14 protein-coding genes are annotated in these 16,932 nt (G+C 50.5%); 9 read left to right on the top strand and 5 right to left on the bottom strand.

All coding sequences use genetic code 11. The annotated features are described in order from the left end of the window. The first annotated feature begins 18 nt into the window (after positions 1 to 18). From CRN95_RS06655 to fusA, 7 genes are all read left to right on the top strand, one after another. A complete protein-coding gene (locus CRN95_RS06655) occupies positions 19 to 1,410 on the top strand; it encodes a DEAD/DEAH box helicase (protein ID WP_088660410.1) in 1,392 nt (463 codons plus the stop codon). A 40-nt stretch (positions 1,411 to 1,450) separates the two neighbouring features. Further along, the gene (gene map, locus CRN95_RS06650) at positions 1,451 to 2,212 is read left to right on the top strand and encodes a type I methionyl aminopeptidase (RefSeq protein ID WP_097020434.1); all 762 of its coding nucleotides are present in this window, start codon (positions 1,451 to 1,453) and stop codon (positions 2,210 to 2,212) included. Between the two features lie 160 nt (positions 2,213 to 2,372). Further along, positions 2,373 to 2,708 carry a hypothetical protein gene (locus CRN95_RS06645; protein ID WP_141099823.1) on the top strand — a complete coding sequence of 112 codons (336 nt, stop codon included), beginning with the start codon at positions 2,373 to 2,375 and terminating at the stop codon, positions 2,706 to 2,708. Between the two features lie 20 nt (positions 2,709 to 2,728). Then, positions 2,729 to 3,016: a hypothetical protein gene (locus CRN95_RS06640; protein ID WP_097020433.1), complete on the top strand. Its 288-nt coding sequence runs from the start codon at positions 2,729 to 2,731 to the stop codon at positions 3,014 to 3,016. A 17-nt stretch (positions 3,017 to 3,033) separates the two neighbouring features. Next, positions 3,034 to 3,759, top strand: a complete 726-nt coding sequence (locus CRN95_RS06635; RefSeq protein ID WP_088629375.1) for an EcsC family protein — start codon at positions 3,034 to 3,036, stop codon at positions 3,757 to 3,759. Between the two features lie 16 nt (positions 3,760 to 3,775). Continuing rightward, positions 3,776 to 5,203, top strand: a complete 1,428-nt coding sequence (locus tag CRN95_RS06630; RefSeq protein ID WP_097020432.1) for a hypothetical protein — start codon at positions 3,776 to 3,778, stop codon at positions 5,201 to 5,203. 116 nt (positions 5,204 to 5,319) lie between these two features. Beyond that, complete coding sequence (gene fusA, locus CRN95_RS06625; RefSeq protein ID WP_012820317.1) at positions 5,320 to 7,449, top strand: elongation factor G; 2,130 nt, start codon at positions 5,320 to 5,322, stop codon at positions 7,447 to 7,449. Between the two features lie 558 nt (positions 7,450 to 8,007). Here the strand turns inward: fusA and mazG are convergent. Continuing rightward, positions 8,008 to 8,805 (bottom strand): nucleoside triphosphate pyrophosphohydrolase, encoded by a 798-nt coding sequence (gene mazG, locus CRN95_RS06620; protein ID WP_097020431.1) that lies wholly within the window; start codon positions 8,803 to 8,805, stop codon positions 8,008 to 8,010. A 176-nt stretch (positions 8,806 to 8,981) separates the two neighbouring features. On the opposite strand from mazG, the gene CRN95_RS06615 reads away from it, so the two are divergent. Together CRN95_RS06615 and CRN95_RS06610 are read left to right on the top strand one after the other, a co-directional pair. Further along, positions 8,982 to 9,881, top strand: a complete 900-nt coding sequence (locus tag CRN95_RS06615) for a DNA-processing protein DprA (RefSeq protein ID WP_097020430.1) — start codon at positions 8,982 to 8,984, stop codon at positions 9,879 to 9,881. 4 nt (positions 9,882 to 9,885) lie between these two features. Beyond that, positions 9,886 to 10,164 carry a septum formation initiator family protein gene (locus CRN95_RS06610; RefSeq protein ID WP_097020429.1) on the top strand — a complete coding sequence of 93 codons (279 nt, stop codon included), beginning with the start codon at positions 9,886 to 9,888 and terminating at the stop codon, positions 10,162 to 10,164. A gap of 111 nt (positions 10,165 to 10,275) precedes the next feature. Here CRN95_RS06610 and CRN95_RS06605 read toward each other — a convergent pair whose 3' ends face one another. From CRN95_RS06605 to CRN95_RS06590, 4 genes are all read right to left on the bottom strand, one after another. Next, positions 10,276 to 13,332 carry an efflux RND transporter permease subunit gene (locus CRN95_RS06605; RefSeq protein ID WP_097020428.1) on the bottom strand — a complete coding sequence of 1,019 codons (3,057 nt, stop codon included), beginning with the start codon at positions 13,330 to 13,332 and terminating at the stop codon, positions 10,276 to 10,278. After that, a complete protein-coding gene (locus CRN95_RS06600; protein ID WP_097020427.1) occupies positions 13,332 to 14,423 on the bottom strand; it encodes an efflux RND transporter periplasmic adaptor subunit in 1,092 nt (363 codons plus the stop codon). The genes CRN95_RS06605 and CRN95_RS06600 overlap by 1 nt, the downstream gene beginning before the upstream one ends. A 176-nt stretch (positions 14,424 to 14,599) precedes the next feature. Continuing rightward, a complete protein-coding gene (locus tag CRN95_RS06595) occupies positions 14,600 to 15,310 on the bottom strand; it encodes a hypothetical protein (protein ID WP_097020426.1) in 711 nt (236 codons plus the stop codon). Further along, positions 15,310 to 16,854 carry a hypothetical protein gene (locus CRN95_RS06590; RefSeq protein ID WP_097020425.1) on the bottom strand — a complete coding sequence of 515 codons (1,545 nt, stop codon included), beginning with the start codon at positions 16,852 to 16,854 and terminating at the stop codon, positions 15,310 to 15,312. The genes CRN95_RS06595 and CRN95_RS06590 overlap by 1 nt, the downstream gene beginning before the upstream one ends. Positions 16,855 to 16,932 lie beyond the last annotated feature (78 nt).

The following is a 16,932-nucleotide window of genomic DNA, read 5'->3' as shown; positions in this document are numbered from 1 at the left end:
GCTAAATTTGCGCTCACTATGAGTGACGAAATTAAAGAAGAAACGAAAGAAAGAGTAAATCCGTTTTTAACGCCTGTCAAAATTATCGAGCCCAAGAACAAGCTCCCCGATTATACGTTTGATATGCTCCCCGAAGAACAGAAGGCTATTCTCCGGGAACACGGCTGGACCGAACTGATGCCAGTCCAGCGCAAGTCCATCCCTTACATGCTCGCCGCCCGCGATATGCTCGTGCAATCGAAGACGGGTTCGGGCAAGACGGGCGCATACGCCCTCCCGCTTTTGCAGGTCATTGTCCGTGACCATCCGTATCCGCAGGCTCTTATCCTCGTGCCGACGCGTGAACTCTGCATCCAGGTGCAAGAAGAATTTGAAAAGCTCTCGAAGGGTACGGGTATCAAGTCTGTCGCTATTTTTGGTGGCGTAAGCTACGAACCGCAAATCAAGGCACTCCGTTCCGGCGTACATGTCATTGTCGCTACTCCGGGCCGCCTCATGGACCACATCCAGCGCGGTAATGTAGACTTACTTTCTATCCGCGACCTCGTCCTCGACGAAGCCGACGAAATGCTCTCGATGGGTTTCTACCCCGACATGCAGAAGATCCGCAAGTACTTGCCGAAGGCCATCTCCTGCACAATGTACAGCGCCACAATTCCGCAGACGGTCAAGAGCCTTGCCCGCGAATTCCAGCGTCCGGGTGCCGATTTCCTTTCGCTCAGCTACGACAAAGTCATCGCAAACAACCTCGAACACCGCTACTACACTTGCGACGTGATGGAAAAGGATTCCATGACCATCAAGGTTCTGGAATACTACAATCCTGAAAGCTGCATGATTTTCTGCAACTACAAGCGCGACGTGAGCTACCTCGAACAGGTGCTCTCCGGTTACGGCTTTGAAGTCGGTGCACTCAGTGGCGATGTCGCCCAGAGCCTCCGCGAAAAGACGCTCAACGCCTTCCGCGACAAGAAGCTCAAAATTCTCATCTGCACAGACGTGGCCGCCCGCGGTATCGACGTGGACCACGTGACGCACGTGATTGTCTATGACCACCCCGCCGACCACGAAGTCTATGTGCACCGCAGCGGACGAACCGCCCGTGCAGGCCGCAGTGGTCTCTGCATTTCTCTCATCACGCCGGTCGAAGAAATCGACCTCCGCCAGACAGCAGTTGACTTCGGCATAAACTTCATCAAGATGGATCCGCTCACGAACGAAGAAATCGCGAAGAAGGTGAGCGAACGTACCAAAGTCCGCCTCGAAGAAGTCCGCAAGCACTTCGGCGGTCAAAAAGCAACTGAACGCATCAGCCGCATGCTCCCGCTCGTCAAAGACCTTGCGAACGGCACGACCGACGACCAGATGCTCCTCGCCTACCTGCTCGACAGATACGCATGGAAAAAGTAGGCGCATAAAAGAACTTAAATAAAAACAAGAAGGCCTAAAAATGGCAAAAATCAAAGTAAAATCCGCAAAAGAAATCGAACTGATCCGCGACGCCGGCGCTCTCGCTGCCGAAACGCTGATCCGTGCTGGAGAAATGTGCAAGCCCGGCGTCTCCACGCTCGAAATCGATGAATTCATCGGCGACTACACACGCCAGCACAAGGGCATCTCCGCCTGCATGGGCTATCACGGTTATCCGCGCTACGCCTGCATCAGCATCAACGAAGTTGTCTGCCACGGCATCCCGAACGCCCAGACCATTCTCAAGGATGGCGACATCGTAAACATCGACATCACCACAATCCTCTCCGGCTACCACGGCGATACCTCCGCCATGTTCTGCGTTGGTAAGGTCTCCGACATCGCTCGCGAACTTGTCGATACCGCCAAGTTCTGCATGGAAGAAGGCATCCGCACTGCAGGCGAAAGAGGCGCACACTGGAACGACATCGGCTGCGCCATCCAGGACATCGCCGACGAACACGGCTTCAGCGTTGTCGAAGACTACTGCGGTCACGGCATCGGTCGCGGCTTCCACGAAGAACCGACAGTCTACCACTTCCGCAACTACGAACGTTGCCCGTTCATTGAAGTCGGTAACGTGTTCACGGTCGAACCGATGCTCAACGTCGGCCGCCCGGGTACCAAGACTCTCAGCGACGGTTGGACTGCTGTCACCCGCGATGGCTCTCTCAGCGCCCAGTGGGAACACACCGTCGTGAAGACCAAGGATGGCATCGACATCCTTACGCTTCCGCGCTAACCCGCCGCATTTAACGCAATATAAAACGCCTCGCGCCATCCAAAGCACGAGGTGTTATTTTTTGCATTTTTCGCAAAAGAATATATATTACAACCGAAAAAACAGGTACACGAATTAACTAGTAACCAATAACTAGTAACTACCAACTAATAATAAAACCATGTCCTTCCTTTCTAACGCACGAGACAAAGCCATCGAGATGTTCTTCCGGCGCAACGATTTCATCAACAGATTTGGTGAAATTCAGAACGTCGATATCGACTCGCTAGAAAACCAAGCAAATGTGACCATCCTTCTGCATGGTGAATTTACACCGACCACACTTTGTGCGCACTACTGTTTCGAAGATACGGAACAGGGGACGATGATTGTCATAAACAAAGTAGATAGCCCACGTCCGTTGATTAATGAAATCGCCGCCTGGTGGTTCAAAGACCATTCTATCAAAAAAGCACTCCCTAAGGGCACGGGCTTATTCGCAAAAATTTTGTTCTAACCGCCACAGATGGAGTAATCATGGAAGAACAACTTCAAAAAGCATTGAACAACGTCTCCTTCAGCGTCAACGCCGAAAAACAGACGATGGACCTCACGGTCATTCCACATGGCGAAACAACCCCCATTTCGTTCCATTTGAACTACAAAATTGTCGAAAATGGCGAAAATACCGATATTTTTATCACAAAAATCGCTTCAGATCGACTTTGGATCGATGAAATTGTGAAATTGTGGTTAGAAAAGAGTAATTTTCAATATAGAATTCCCCAAAACTTTGCAGGAATTATTAAAATGTTCTTGAAATAGGAGAAAAGGAGGCCGCTATGTTAAACTTTAACGAATTCAAAAAAGACGATTCCAATTCCATTCAGGAAATGTTCAACTCCGTCGTCTTCAACCTGATTACGGATATTCCGGACTCGCTCCTCTGCCCCAACAGGGATCCTGATGCGCGTGCCGATATCTTGATTAAGCAGGCAGCCTTCAAGGCAGCAGCCGTTAGCACCTCGCTTTCTATCCCGGCAGGGTTCACCGGCGTCTTGACATCTATCCCGGATATCGCCGCAGTCTGGCGCATCCAGGCTCAGCTTGTTTCCGATATCGCTTGCACCTACGGTAAATTCTCCATGCTTTCCCGTGAAGCCATGGTCTGGTGCTTGTTCCGCCACAGTGCAGCCTCGCTTCTCCGCGATGTCGCCGTCCGTACGGGCAGCCGCATTGTCATGCAAAAGCTTTCGCTCGCCGCCCTCCAAAAACTGCTCCAGAGAATCGGCGTCAAGATTTCAACGAACTTCCTCGGCCGCATTGCTCTCCGAGCTATCCCGGCCATCGGTGCCGTCGGTAACGGCGCTTACACATACTTCGACACGAACGAAGTCGGCAAGACGGCTAAGTCTTACTTCAAGGCTCTCGAAGGTGTAGAAAAGCCGGAACTCGTCGAAAACGCCATCGACAAGGAGCCTGAATCCAGCGATGCCGGTGCAGATCAAAGCGCAAACGGCGAAAACAATGCAGAATCGACCGAACAGCACTCTGACGAAAACAACTAAAACGCAAGGAGCCTTAGTGCTCCTTGTTCTCGTTTTACTGTTTCTTTTTACACTATCTTTTGTTGGCGAAAAGACGCCCCTGAACAACGGTGCCGGTTATGACGGAGCTTTCTACTACCAGGTCGCGCAAAATTTTACCGAGGACTTCTGGACTACAGGCTACGACCGGTTCCGTGTTTTTCGTATTTTCCCGTTTTTCCTGATAAACCTGTTTTTCAACCTCTTTAACATCGAGCCCTCGCACGCGAACCTGATGCACTCGATGTACGTGCTCCATTTTGGCAATCTCGCTATCCAGCTATTTTTCTTTTTCAAGCTAATCAAGCTATATGCCTGGAAACAGACGACCTCGGCTTTAGTCTTCGGGTGTTTCTTCTTCAATCATTTCGTACTCAAGAACTGCGGCTACGAAATATTCCAGACGGACGCCTTCGCAAATACCATTTTCCTTGTATCCTATTACTATTTACAGCGGCAAAAATTTTTGCAGGCGATAGCCATTTCATTTTTGGGCATCCTCACATGGCCGACAGTCACCTACATTATTTGGCTCCTTTACATTTTCAAGGATCCCTTTTCTGAAAACGCACGCTACGTAAAATTCCACACCGGGAAAATCCTCACCGTAGCGCTTCCGTTACTATCCATCGGAGCGGTCGCCACACTCTACCTGCTACACAAGCAACCGCTTCTCGAAAGCATGCTGTTCATCCCTGCATCCAAGCCACTACTTTTCGTAAGTGCCATAGCCTGGAGCGCATTTCTATACATAATCTTTCGGAACTGCGACTGCCACATCTACACCCCGTTCACATACGCCCACGAATTTGTCCGCCAATCCGCATGGAAAAAACTGGCGTTGATCGCCATCCCCTTCATTGCAATCAACCTTTACCTCCGTGCACACGCGAATGACGAATTCTATTTCAGCGAAGTCGCATTTGTCCTCCAAGTCTTCTTGCGCCCACTCAAATACCCATTCATCACTCCGGTCGCGCACATCTGCTATTTCGGCATTTTGCCGCTACTTGTGATCTTTTTGTTCCGCGATTTTTCAAAAAACATTTTCAATCGGAGCCCCGGCTACGCGCTTGCATTCCTCGCCTTCATCTTCTTTGCCATCGACAGCGAAGCTCGGCATGTCATCCCGCTCCTCCCGTTGATACTCGTCCCACTCGGCGACGCTCTCGACAAAACGAACCTGAGCGCAAAGACTGTCGCAGCGTTACTCGCCTTGCAAATCGCCCTCAGCCATTTTTACATACCGCTAAACGTCGAGGGATTTGCAGATTCCCTTGTTAAGAACGATTATTATGGAATATCCCAGCGCTATTTCATGAATTTTGGTCCGTGGATGTCAATCCACTCCCTTGCCATATGGGCAGGAATATCTCTTGTAACGGGATTTTTAATCTACCAGATTGTGCAAAAACGCAAATTTTAGCCATTTTACCCCCCTTTTATACTATCAAATGAAAAACCGCCCTTGAGTTCCCCCCAAAATTTTCTATTTTTGGGCGCAACATTCAATAACATCAACTCCATTAGTGGAATAAAAATATGAAAGACATTCAGCTGCACAGAAATATCGGTATTTCTGCTCACATCGACTCCGGTAAGACTACCCTTACCGAACGTATCCTCTACTTCACAAAGCGTATCCACGCTATCCACGAAGTTCGTGGTAAAGACGGCGTCGGTGCCACGATGGACTCCATGGAACTTGAACGCGAACGCGGCATCACGATTCAGTCTGCTGCTACGTTTGCAAACTGGACTCACACCAAGACCGGAGAAAAGGACTCCATCAACATCATCGATACTCCGGGGCACGTGGACTTCACGATCGAAGTGGAACGTTCTCTCCGCGTGTTGGACGGTGCTATCCTCGTCCTCACTGGCGTTGAAGGCGTCCAGTCCCAGTCTATTACCGTTGACCGCCAAATGCGCCGTTACCATGTGCCGCGCGTCGTGTTCGTGAACAAGTGCGACCGCTCTGGTGCAAATCCGCTCCGCGTTGCAGTCATGCTCAAGGAAAAGCTCAACCACAAGCCGTGCGTCATGCAGATTCCTATAGGTTTGGAATCCAATCTTAAGGGCGTGGTCGACCTTCTCGAAATGAAGGCATACTACTTCGAAGGCGACAATGGCGACGACATGATCGAAAAGGAAATCCCGGCAGAACTCGTCGACCAGGCTAACGAATACCGTGAAAAGCTCGTTGACTGCTGCGCTGACTACAGCGACGAAGTCATGGAAAAGGCTATGGAAGGCGAATACGGTGTCGACCAGATCGACAAGAACCTCCTCAAGAAGGTCATCCGCGAAGCTACCATCCGTCTCGACATCACTCCGGTGTTCATGGGTTCTGCTCACAAGAACATTGGTGTCCAGAAGCTCCTCGACGGTGTTATCGACTTCCTCCCGTGCCCGACCGACGTTGAAAACAAGGCTCTCGACCTCGACAACAACGAAGCTGAAGTTATCCTCAAGTCCGAAGACAACGCACCGCTCGTCTGCTACGCATTCAAGCTCGTGAACGACCGCTATGGCCAGCTCACCTACGTCCGCGTTTACCAGGGTACCCTCAAGAAGGGCGACATGATCACCAACATGGCAACCGGCAAGAAGGTTTCCGTTGGCCGTCTCGTCCGTATGCACGCTGACGAAATGGTGGATATCACCGAAGCCGGTGCAGGCGACATCGTTGCTCTGTTCGGTATCGACTGCGCATCCGGTACGACATTCACGGATGGCAAGAACCACTACAACATGACTTCTATGCACGTTCCTAACCCGGTTATCGAACTTGTTATTGAAGCCAAGAACCGTGACGACCTCGACAACATGTCCAAGGCCCTCAACCGCTTCACGAAGGAAGACCCAACGTTCCAGGTCGAAGTTGACAAGGAATCTGGTCAGACCATCATCAAGGGTATGGGCGAACTCCACCTTGACGTTTATATCGAACGTATGCGCCGTGAATACAAGTGCGACGTGACGACTGGTGCTCCGCAGGTTGCTTACCGCGAAACCATCACCCGCCCGGCCAAGTTCGACTACACCCACAAGAAGCAGACTGGTGGTTCTGGTCAGTACGCTAAGGTCGTCGGCGAAATGCGTCCGATGGCTGTCGAAGGCGACCAGGAAAAGGTCTACAACTTCGTCAACTCCGTCGTCGGTGGCCGTATTCCGAAGGAATACATCCCGTCTTGCGATAAGGGTTTCCAGAGCTGCATGGAAGCAGGTTCTTTGATCGGCTTCCCGGTTGTCGGTATCGAAATGGAAGTCCAGGATGGTGCATTCCACCCGGTCGACTCCTCTGATATGGCGTTCCAGGTTGCTGCCCGTATGGCCTTCCGCGAAGCTTTCGCTAAGGCTGGCGCTCAGATCCTCGAACCGATCATGAAGGTCGAAATCCAGACCCCGACCGAATTCCAGGGCGGTGTCGTGGGTAACGTTTCCCAGCGTCGTGGTAGCATCGTTGGTACTTCCGAAGAACTCGGCATGACCACGATTACTGCTGAAGTTCCGCTTTCCGAAATGTTCGGTTATGCTACGGACCTCCGTTCCATGACCCAGGGTAAGGCAGAATTCACGATGGAATTCTGCAAGTACCTCCCGGTTCCGAAGAACATCCAGGAAGAACTCATCAAGAAGTACGGCGACAAGGTCAAGGCTCGCGCCTAATACGACCGCTCGGGGCTAAAGGCTGACTTAAAACTCCGTCGGCCCCTCGCTCTCGCAAGAAACCCTCGGTTAATACCGAGGGCTTCTTTTTGCTCACGACCAACCCCTAGAACTTCTCGAAAGTTTAAAAGGCCTGCAACGGAAGTTGCAGGTCTTTTTGTTTGGGGTTAACACACACAGTAATTCGTATAAAAGAAGAGTCCCGTAATGCTCTCACGGGACTCTCTTATAAACGTAACACTAGTAAGTTCTACTCCGCGATTCGATCCGGCTTCCCGTCTCAGAACCAGAATTTACTTGTGCCACAAGAATAATATAGCACACGAATCACGAGTGCGAACAAAATTTTGCGCACTCTTTTAATCCCGCGCGGAACATTCCAAATTGGAATAGCGGTTTTGCCGCAGTTGTCAGAACGTCATTCTGAGTCCTTTAGGACGATATAGAATTGTTAGCAACTTGTTGCTTTACAATTCTTAGGTTCGAAGGAGCTGAATCCAGTTATTTTTAGAGAATAACTTTACTGGATCCTTCCGCCTTTGGCGTCAGGATGACGACTTAGGAAGACAACTTTGCCTGTTTCCACAATTTTTGCAGGCCTTCCAGGCCTACATCCTTGATTTCCTTGCCCTGTTCCTTGACGCGGCGTTCTACTTCGCGGAAGCGCTTTTCGAACTTGTTATTCGCACGTTGCAAGGCGATGTTCGCGTTGAATCCGCAATGGCGAGCGACATTTACAAGACTGAACATGATATCGCCGAATTCATCTTCTAGGCGGTCCACATTTGCATTCTCGGGAGAAATCTTTTCCATCTCGGCACGGAATTCTGCAAATTCCTCTTGAGCCTTGTCGAACACGGGAGCAGCCTCGCCCCAATCGAAACCAACTTTAGCCACGCGACGGATAATATCTTGTGAGCGCGCGAGCGTGGGCATGCTCTTGCTAACTTTGTCCATAATAGACTCGCCCGCATGCTTTAAGTTGTTCTTCTCCTGAGCCTTGATGCGTTCCCAACGACGGCTTACGTCATTTGCCGTATCCACTTTAGCATCGCCAAACACATGCGGATGCCTGCGCACCATCTTTTCGCACAAGCCCTGGATTACATCGTCAATCGTAAAGTCACCCTGTTCCTTGCACACTTGCGAATGGAAAACCACCTGGAACAGCACATCGCCGAGTTCCTCGCACATGTGCTCCTTGTCGCCATCTTGCGCGGCATCGATAAACTCACAGCTTTCTTCAACCAGATATGGCAACAGCGAATGCGTGGTTTGCTGGCGGTCCCACGGGCAGCCATTTTCCGAACGCAGACGAGCCATAATATCGACGAGATCCTTAAACGTGTACTTCATGCGCCCAAAGATAGAAAGTAAACGCGACCCCTTGTTTTTTCACGATAAATTCTGTAAATTAGTAACACCGTTATTTATATCGTTAATTTTATCGTTTCCTATATCGTTTCTTACATCCTTTAAATTTACGCTCTCAAAGTACTACAGCCCCAAGATACATTCGGGGTAACAATAAAATGGAAACGAATCTTTTATTCAACGAACCTTACAGCAAACTCGCCCACGACAATTATCCGCTCCTCCTTGGTGCATCCAAATATTGTCCGAAACAACTCTTTTGCAAAGGCACCCTCCCCACAAACAATAAAATCGGCATCGCCATGGTCGGCACACGCCGCCCGTCCGCATCCGCTGAAGAGCTCTGTAGGCGACTCGTCGAATCACTCCGATCCACAAATGCCGTTGTTATTTCGGGGCTTGCACAGGGCATAGACAGTTTTTGCCACCGCGCCGCCCTCGATGCTGGCATCCCCACAATAGCAGTCCTTGCGCAAGGCCTAGACGCCAAAATCGAAGGAGAACGCAACACCCTCGCCAAACGGATTCTCGATGCTGGAGGGGCCCTTTTAAGCGAATACGAAGGCGACACGCCTGCCTACAAAGGGAACTTCATCGCACGGAACCGCATCATCAGCGGACTTAGCCAATCGACACTTGTAGTCCAAAGCCGTAAAAAGGGAGGCGCCCTCCTCACCGCGCAATTCTGCCTAGACGAAGGGAAATTGCTCCTCGCCTGCCCCGGGAACTTCGACAGCGAGCTCTACAGTGGCACAAACGCCCTCCTAGACAGTGGACACGCCAAGCCCGTCTTTGCGCCCGAAAGCTTGCGTTCCGTGGCCGGAATCCCCCTCCTTGAAGGAACAAGCATCCAACAGCTCGCCACATGCGGGGTCCATCTTTCCGATGGAGCCCAAAAAGTATTTGAACGTTTTAACGGATTCCGCAAAACATTTTCTGAACTTCAGCAAGAATTTGACTTTAAGGCACCGGAACTTTTAGCTATATTGACGGAACTAGAAATATCAGGTCTAGTCTCGTCAAAGGACAACTTCCAATTCTATTTTAACGGAGCATAATTAGTTGCACATACGACTTCTCATTGGAATTGCCACCGTGATCGCATTTGCGTTCCTGGTGTTCCATTTGCTGTTCGGCAAGGACAGTATTCCAGAGCAGCGTAGAATTGTGAAGGAAATCGAGCTCTATCAAAAAGAAATCGACTCCCTGACCAAGGTCATTGAGCAACGAGACGAGCTCATCCAAAAGCTAAAGACCGACTCCCTCTATAAAGAAGAAATCCTCCGCACCCGCTACGGCATGAGCCGTGAAGGTGAAAAAGCATTTCAGCTGGTGAAGTAGCGGCGTTGCCGCAACTTAGACGAAAGAACGCTCGCAAACTCGCTTTAGACGAAAGACGAGAGTACTAGTTAGGCACCATTGGTGCAGTATAATAAAATCTCTCGTCTAAACCTACGCCATTTTACTTGCATCGGTACGGACGGATTCGACCTTCCCTGCAAAGAAGCTATATGCAGCAGGCACAATGAAGAGCGTCATGAACGTCGCAAACGTGAGACCACCAACAATGGCAACACCCATGGCAATGCGGCTCGGGGTGCCGGTCAGGATGAGCGGCACCGCGCCCAATACTGTCGAAAGGCTCGTCATGAGGATTGGGCGGAAGCGGCGTTCAGCCGCTTGGCGAGCCGCCTCGAGCTTGCTGCAGCCCGTATTCTCGGCAATCTGGTTTGCAAATTCCACGATCAAGATACCGTTCTTCGTTACAAGAGCAATCAACAAAATCAAAGCAATTTCGCTAAAGATATTGAGCGTCTGGCCCGTGATAAACAAGCTCACCAAAGCGCCAGAAAGAGCAAGCGGCACCGTAAAGAAAATCACGAACGGCGCACGGAAGCTTTCGAACTGCCCCGCGAGCACCAAGAACACAAGCGCAAGAGCAAGCAAGAACACCACGTAAAGTCCCGAAGAGCTTTCTTCGAATTCCTTAGACGAACCGCTCAAGGTCGTACTCACGCTCGGGTAATCCTTCAGCAACTTCTTTGCAATGCGGCGCATTTCTTCGACGCCATCGCCAATCGTCTTGCCCGGCACAAGGCCAGCCTGGATGGTTGCCGCGCTAAAGCGGTTGTAACGCGGGAGTGACGGAGAAGCGGACTGTTCCTTGTACGTAATAAAGTTGTCCAAGCTCACTAGCTCGCCCTTGCCGTTCTTGACCGTGAGCATCGAGAGGTTTTCTGGCGTATCGCGGTACTGGTAACCAACAGCGCCAATGATATCGTACTGACGGCCGTCCTTATAGTAATCGCCATAAGTCTGGTCGCTAATGGCAAGCTGCACCGCCTGTGCAATATCGTTCACCGACACGCCTTCTTCGTTTGCCTTGTCGCGCAAAATTTCGATGTGAAGTTCCGGCTTCGTGAATCGCAAGTTGCTGTTCACCACGCTAAACACAGGGCTTTTGCTAGCCGCTTCTTCGAATTTCGGAACAAGGTCTCGCAACACTTCGATGTTCGGAGCCTGCAAAACGAACTGCACCGGGAGACCACCGCGCTGCGTACTGATGCTCTGCGGTTCAAACACCATCACGCGCAAATCCGGATATTCGTTACCAAGCACCTGGATTGCTCTTGCTATCTCACTCTGCGGACGGCGAGCTTTCTTATTGTCGTTCAAGAACAAACGCATTCTCGAGTTGCCCGCATTCCAAGCACCCGCCTGGAATTCCGTGTATTCATTGGAATCGAGAATCGAAGTCACTTCATCGACAAATTCATCGGCCATGCGCTTGGTGCGCGAGAGGTTCACGCCTTCGGGCATGCTCATGTTCACCATCACAGCGTTGGAGTCTTCGGTCGGCGCCATTTCGCTACTCATGTTATTGAAGCAGAAATACGCTCCAAACAAGAGAACAGCCACAATCGGGAACAACAGCAAGCGCCACTTGAGGAATCCGCCTAGCAAGCGGGAATACATCCCGTTTAGCCAGTCAAAGAACGGTTCCGTGAGCTTAAAGAAACGGCCTTTCTTCTGGTGCTTTAGGAATTTAGAACAAAGCATCGGCGAAAGCGTCAAAGCGCAAAGCGTCGAGAGGAACACGGTTCCAATCATCACCGCCACAAATTCGCGGAACAAAAGGCCCGTCGTACCGCCCAGGGCAAGCACCGGAATGAACACAGCCATCAACACGACAGACGTTGCAATCACAGCAAAAAAGATTTCATTTGTTCCAGCAATTGCCGCCTGCTTCGGCGTCATGCCACTTTCTATCTTGTGATAAATATTTTCCACAATCACAATGGCATCGTCCACAACAAGGCCAATCGCTAGGACCATCGCCAAAAGCGTAAGCACGTTGATACTGAACCCGCAAAGATAAAGCACAAAGAAGCTACCAATCACAGATACAGGCACCACGACCATCGGGATAAACGTGGTACGGCCTTCGCGGAGGAACGCAAAGATAATCGCAATCACGAGAATAAACGCGATAAAGATGGTCTCCACCACTTCCTTGATGGACGCGCGGATGTTAATCGAAGTATCGCGACCGTAAAGCAGTTCCACGCCTTCCGGGATTTCACGACGGATGTCTTCGACGCGCTTGTAGAATTCGTTTGCAATTTCAACGTGGTTACTGCCCGGCTGCGCCATGAGTGCAAGCGTAATGGAATTCTTGCCGTTACGTCTAAAACCGGTACGCGTATCTTTCGGTTCGTAATGGATATCTGCGACATCAGAAATGCGGATCACAGTTCCATCTTCAGCCGTTCTCACCGCAATGTTGCCAAAGGACTTTGGATCGAGAACTCGGCCAAGCGTACGAATCGAAAGCGTCGTTTCTGTACCTTCAATAGAACCAGACGGAAGTTCCAAGTTACCTTGTTTCAAAGCGGCCGCCATCTGCGCACCCGAGACGCCAAGAGCCTGCATACGCACCGGGTCAATCCACAAGCGCACAACCGGACGTTTTTCGCCCCAAATCGCCACTTCCGAAACGCCGTTAATCGTCTGCAAGCGTTCCTTCACGTGGTTGTTCGCAATTTCCGAAACTTCCATCGGGTCGAACTTGTCGCTCACAAGGCTCACCATCAAAATCGGGTCGCTATCGCTATCGGACTTGTAGACCGTCGGTTCATCGACATCGTCCGGCAAGCGACGACGCACACGGCTCACGCGGTCGCGAATTTCGTTTGCGGCCGCTTCCAAGTCCATGCCCGTTTCAAATTCAATGCTGATGTAAGAGAAACCATCGCGGCTTGTTGAAGTCAAAGCCTTGATACCAGACGCGCTATTAATGGAGGCTTCCAAGATTTCAGTGACTTCCGCTTCGACCACGGCCGCGTTTGCGCCCGGGTAAGAGGTACGCACCTGAATCAACGGATAGTCGACGTTCGGGTATTCACGAATGCCAAGAGAGCTGAGCCCAAAAAATCCGAGCAACAGGATGACAAGCGCCATCACAGTCATGAGGACTGGGCGACGGACGGAGAGCTGGCTTACGCTCATTACTCTACCTCGTAATTGATCGAATGGCGGAGTCCCTTAATCTTGACATCTGCACCTGGGCGGAGGCTCACAATGCCAGAAACAATCACTGTATCGCCAACGTCAAGGCCCAAAAGCACCTGCACAGACATCGGCGTGCGGAGTCCCGTCGTGATATGCTTGATTTTAGCCTTGCCACCCTGGCTCACAAACACGTAAGCGCCTTCCCTGTCGAGAATCATCGCTTCGGACGGGATCGTAAAGCTCTGCACGTTGCTAGCTTCCATCGCGACATTCACACTCACAAAGCTACCCGCAATGAGTTCGCCCTTTGCGTTATCGACATCGACCATCACACGGCGAGTACGGCTGCTTTCAGAAATCACGGCATCAAGCGCAGAGACAACGCCGAACTTTTCAACATTGCGTTCAGAGTCCTTGAGAGAAATCTTGTCGCCCACCTTGATGACAGACGCATAGCGCTGCGGGAGCGAGAACTTCGCCTTGAGGCGGTCCACTTCGCTGAGTTCAGCAATCGGGGTGCCAGAGTTGAGCCAGGCGCCTACGGACACATCGACAAAGCCAAGCTTGCCGCTAAATGGCGCACGGACTTCGGTCTTTGCAAGTTGAGCCTGGATAAGTTCTACGCTAGCCTGAGCAGACTTGAGAGATGCTTCTGCCGATTCCAAATCCTGCTTGGTCGCCCCGTTCTTTTCAAAGAGACCACGGATGCGCTGTTCCTTTTGCTCGGCAAGCATCTTGTTCGACTGCGCCTGCTTGAGCTGCGCACGGAGTTCAGAATCGTCAATCTTTGCGAGGAGAGTCCCCTTCTTGACAATAGCCCCGTCTTTTGCCTTGAGGCTTACCAAACGGCCGGAGGTCGCCGCCGAAAGCGATACGCTGTTCTTCGGCACGAGAGTCGCCATCGTCTGGAAGTTCTTGCCCTGTTGCCCAAGCTCTGCCACATAACCTTCGACATTCAGCACTCTCTGAGCGCCACCCTTTTTTCCGCCATTGCCTTTGCCTGCAGGAGCGCCCTTGGCAGAATCATCTTTACTGCCACAAGCCACAAGAAGAAGAGAAGAGAGTGCTATTAAAAGAAGGTGTTTCATATTTTTTTGATTAGAAGTAGGAAGTAGACAATAGAAAGTGGTTTGATTTTATTCCGTCATTCTGACACCGAAGGTGGAAGAATCCAGGGCATTTCAATTTCGAAATTTTAGATGCTTAATTCAGTTAAAAAGTTGCATAAAAAGGAGATTCCCGCTCGTTGGCGGGAATGACAAATTTAAAACTTCACATTCATCAGGAGTGCACCGCCATCATCATAAAATTCTGGTGCAAACTGAACACGCTCCGAGAAGGACTTGGTCGAAGTTGCACGGTAAACACGAATCGCATCAAGCATAGACAGCACACGGTTCAGGATCAACGCCCCTACAGAAACCTGGAAAACAATACGGCTAATGCGATAATGGCGCATCCGGTCTTTGAACTCATCAATATGCTTAGAGGATTCGGGATTATCAGAGCTACCCCAATCCCACTCGATATCCTTTGAGAAATCCTCGTCAATTTTCTTGCCCGAACGGATCATCGCCTGGTTGTAGTCTTCATTCATATCCGGCGAAGAATTCTGTCCATATACGCCGGAACGGCTACGGTAGGACCCCACTGTATTCAACAGCGAAACATCCTTATTGCCATTAAAGCCTGCATGACGGACAGCATAATTATGAGCCGACGACACATAGCGGTCCCCCACCACATAGGCCCCAATCGTAGAAACCCAGAGGGCAAGGTCAGCCCACAAGAACGGACGAACCATTTTCTTTTCGTTCAAGTACAGTTCACCCATGCCCGGCAAAAGAGCAGAAGCACCAATGGCAAGAAACACATTCTTGTCTCGGTTCTTATAAACTACAGTATCGACGCTCACCACAATCTGCGAGAAAGCGGCAACTGACGCAAGCAGAATGGCAAGAATAATACGATGCATCAGAATCCCCAGTTTGCACGAACTTGCCAGCCAAAGGAATCCTTGAACGAAACGCCGCTATCGAAATGCAGACGGTCATACCAGGAAAGGTCTTCTTCATAGAGAACCTTGTTATGGGAATGAGCCGTGAGAGCAGCATCGACTGCAGAGATGATATGGTTCAAGATGAGGCCACCGATAAACCAGGCCTGCATATCCGCATAGTCATTGGCATCTTTACGCATAGAACGATACTTTTTCAAGTGGCTCGATTTTCCAAGCGCAACGGTTGCCGAATCCAAATTTTCAAGGCCAAGGCTAGTAGCGCTAACAGCATCAACATCATCCCAACCCAGCACGTAAGCGTCTTCAGATATCAACTGGAATACTTCGGATTCATTATTGAACGAATGACCAAAATCATCCATTTCCTTACCGAGATTTGCTTTTTTACGATCCTTTTCAGAAAGACGATCCGGATCCGGGAAGTTATTCAAATGCTTAGAATCATACTTGAACAAGGCGTCGTCGCTATAGCAACCACCATAGTTTGCATTGCCATAGATGGCTTCGCAGAACGACTTGCGAGTGCCCATGTAGCGATTGCTAAATTCCTTGCTATAGTTGTCCGAGCCGCCGACACTGTAAAGATCGTGCATGGCAGCTTCGTAACGCCCAATGGAATAATGGGTCTTAGCATATTTCTTGTACTTGTCCACCTGTTGGTTGTACTTGTAAATAGAGAAGTATCCCCAGCCGCTCCACATAAAGACTTCCAAAGCCATGTACACGCCACCGCGCACATAAGTCGCAGTCGAGCCACCAACATACATCTGGCCAACGCCCGGAACCAAGAGCGAAAGGAACAATGCCTTGCGCGGGCTCTTGTAACGGCCCTTCATTTCGTCAATGCCATTCACCTTGGAAACCTTCACCGGTCCAAGGAGTTCACGACGGCTCATGCTGTTGGACGAAGCGGCAACAGAACTGCTGCTCACGTTGTCGATACCAGCCATTTGAGCCTGGGCAATGGAATCCGCAAGTCTCGAGGAATCTGCACGAGCGCGGATTTTTTCAGCTTCGGCCATGGCGGCTTCACGCATCAAGGAATCACGAGCGGCAGAATCGAGCACCGAAGTATCAGCAAGTGTTACAGCGGGAGCGACATCGACAACGGACGAACTAGACTCCACAAGAACAGCCGACGAAGAACTAGCAGGCAAGATTTCGACGACCGAAGAACTTGAGAGCACAATCGACGAACTTGAAACCGGTGCAACAGACGAGCTAGACACAGCCTTGCTGCTAGAAGATTTACCCTTCGATTTTTTAGAAGCGGAACTAGCAGGCGCCTTAGCAGAAGAACTTGTCGGAGCAACTGTAGCAGAGCTTACGGGAGCAGCCGGAGTTTTTTCCGCAGGAGCTACAGACGCAGAACTCGCCGGAACCGTAGCCGGGGCCTTAGCTTCTTCTTCAAACTCAGCGAAAAGGTCTCGCACCTGGCCAAAAGAGACCTGGGCGAGAGAGAGACCTAAAAACAAGGGTAAAATAGCAAACTTGCGCATATAACTCTAAAATAGCAAAAAATGTTGTCAAAACAAAAAGTCCCGGACATAATTCCGGGGCTTTATTCATTAAAAATC

Source organism: Fibrobacter sp. UWB16, assembly GCF_900215325.1.
GTDB lineage: Bacteria > Fibrobacterota > Fibrobacteria > Fibrobacterales > Fibrobacteraceae > Fibrobacter.
This window is presented reverse-complemented; position numbering and strand designations above follow the sequence as displayed.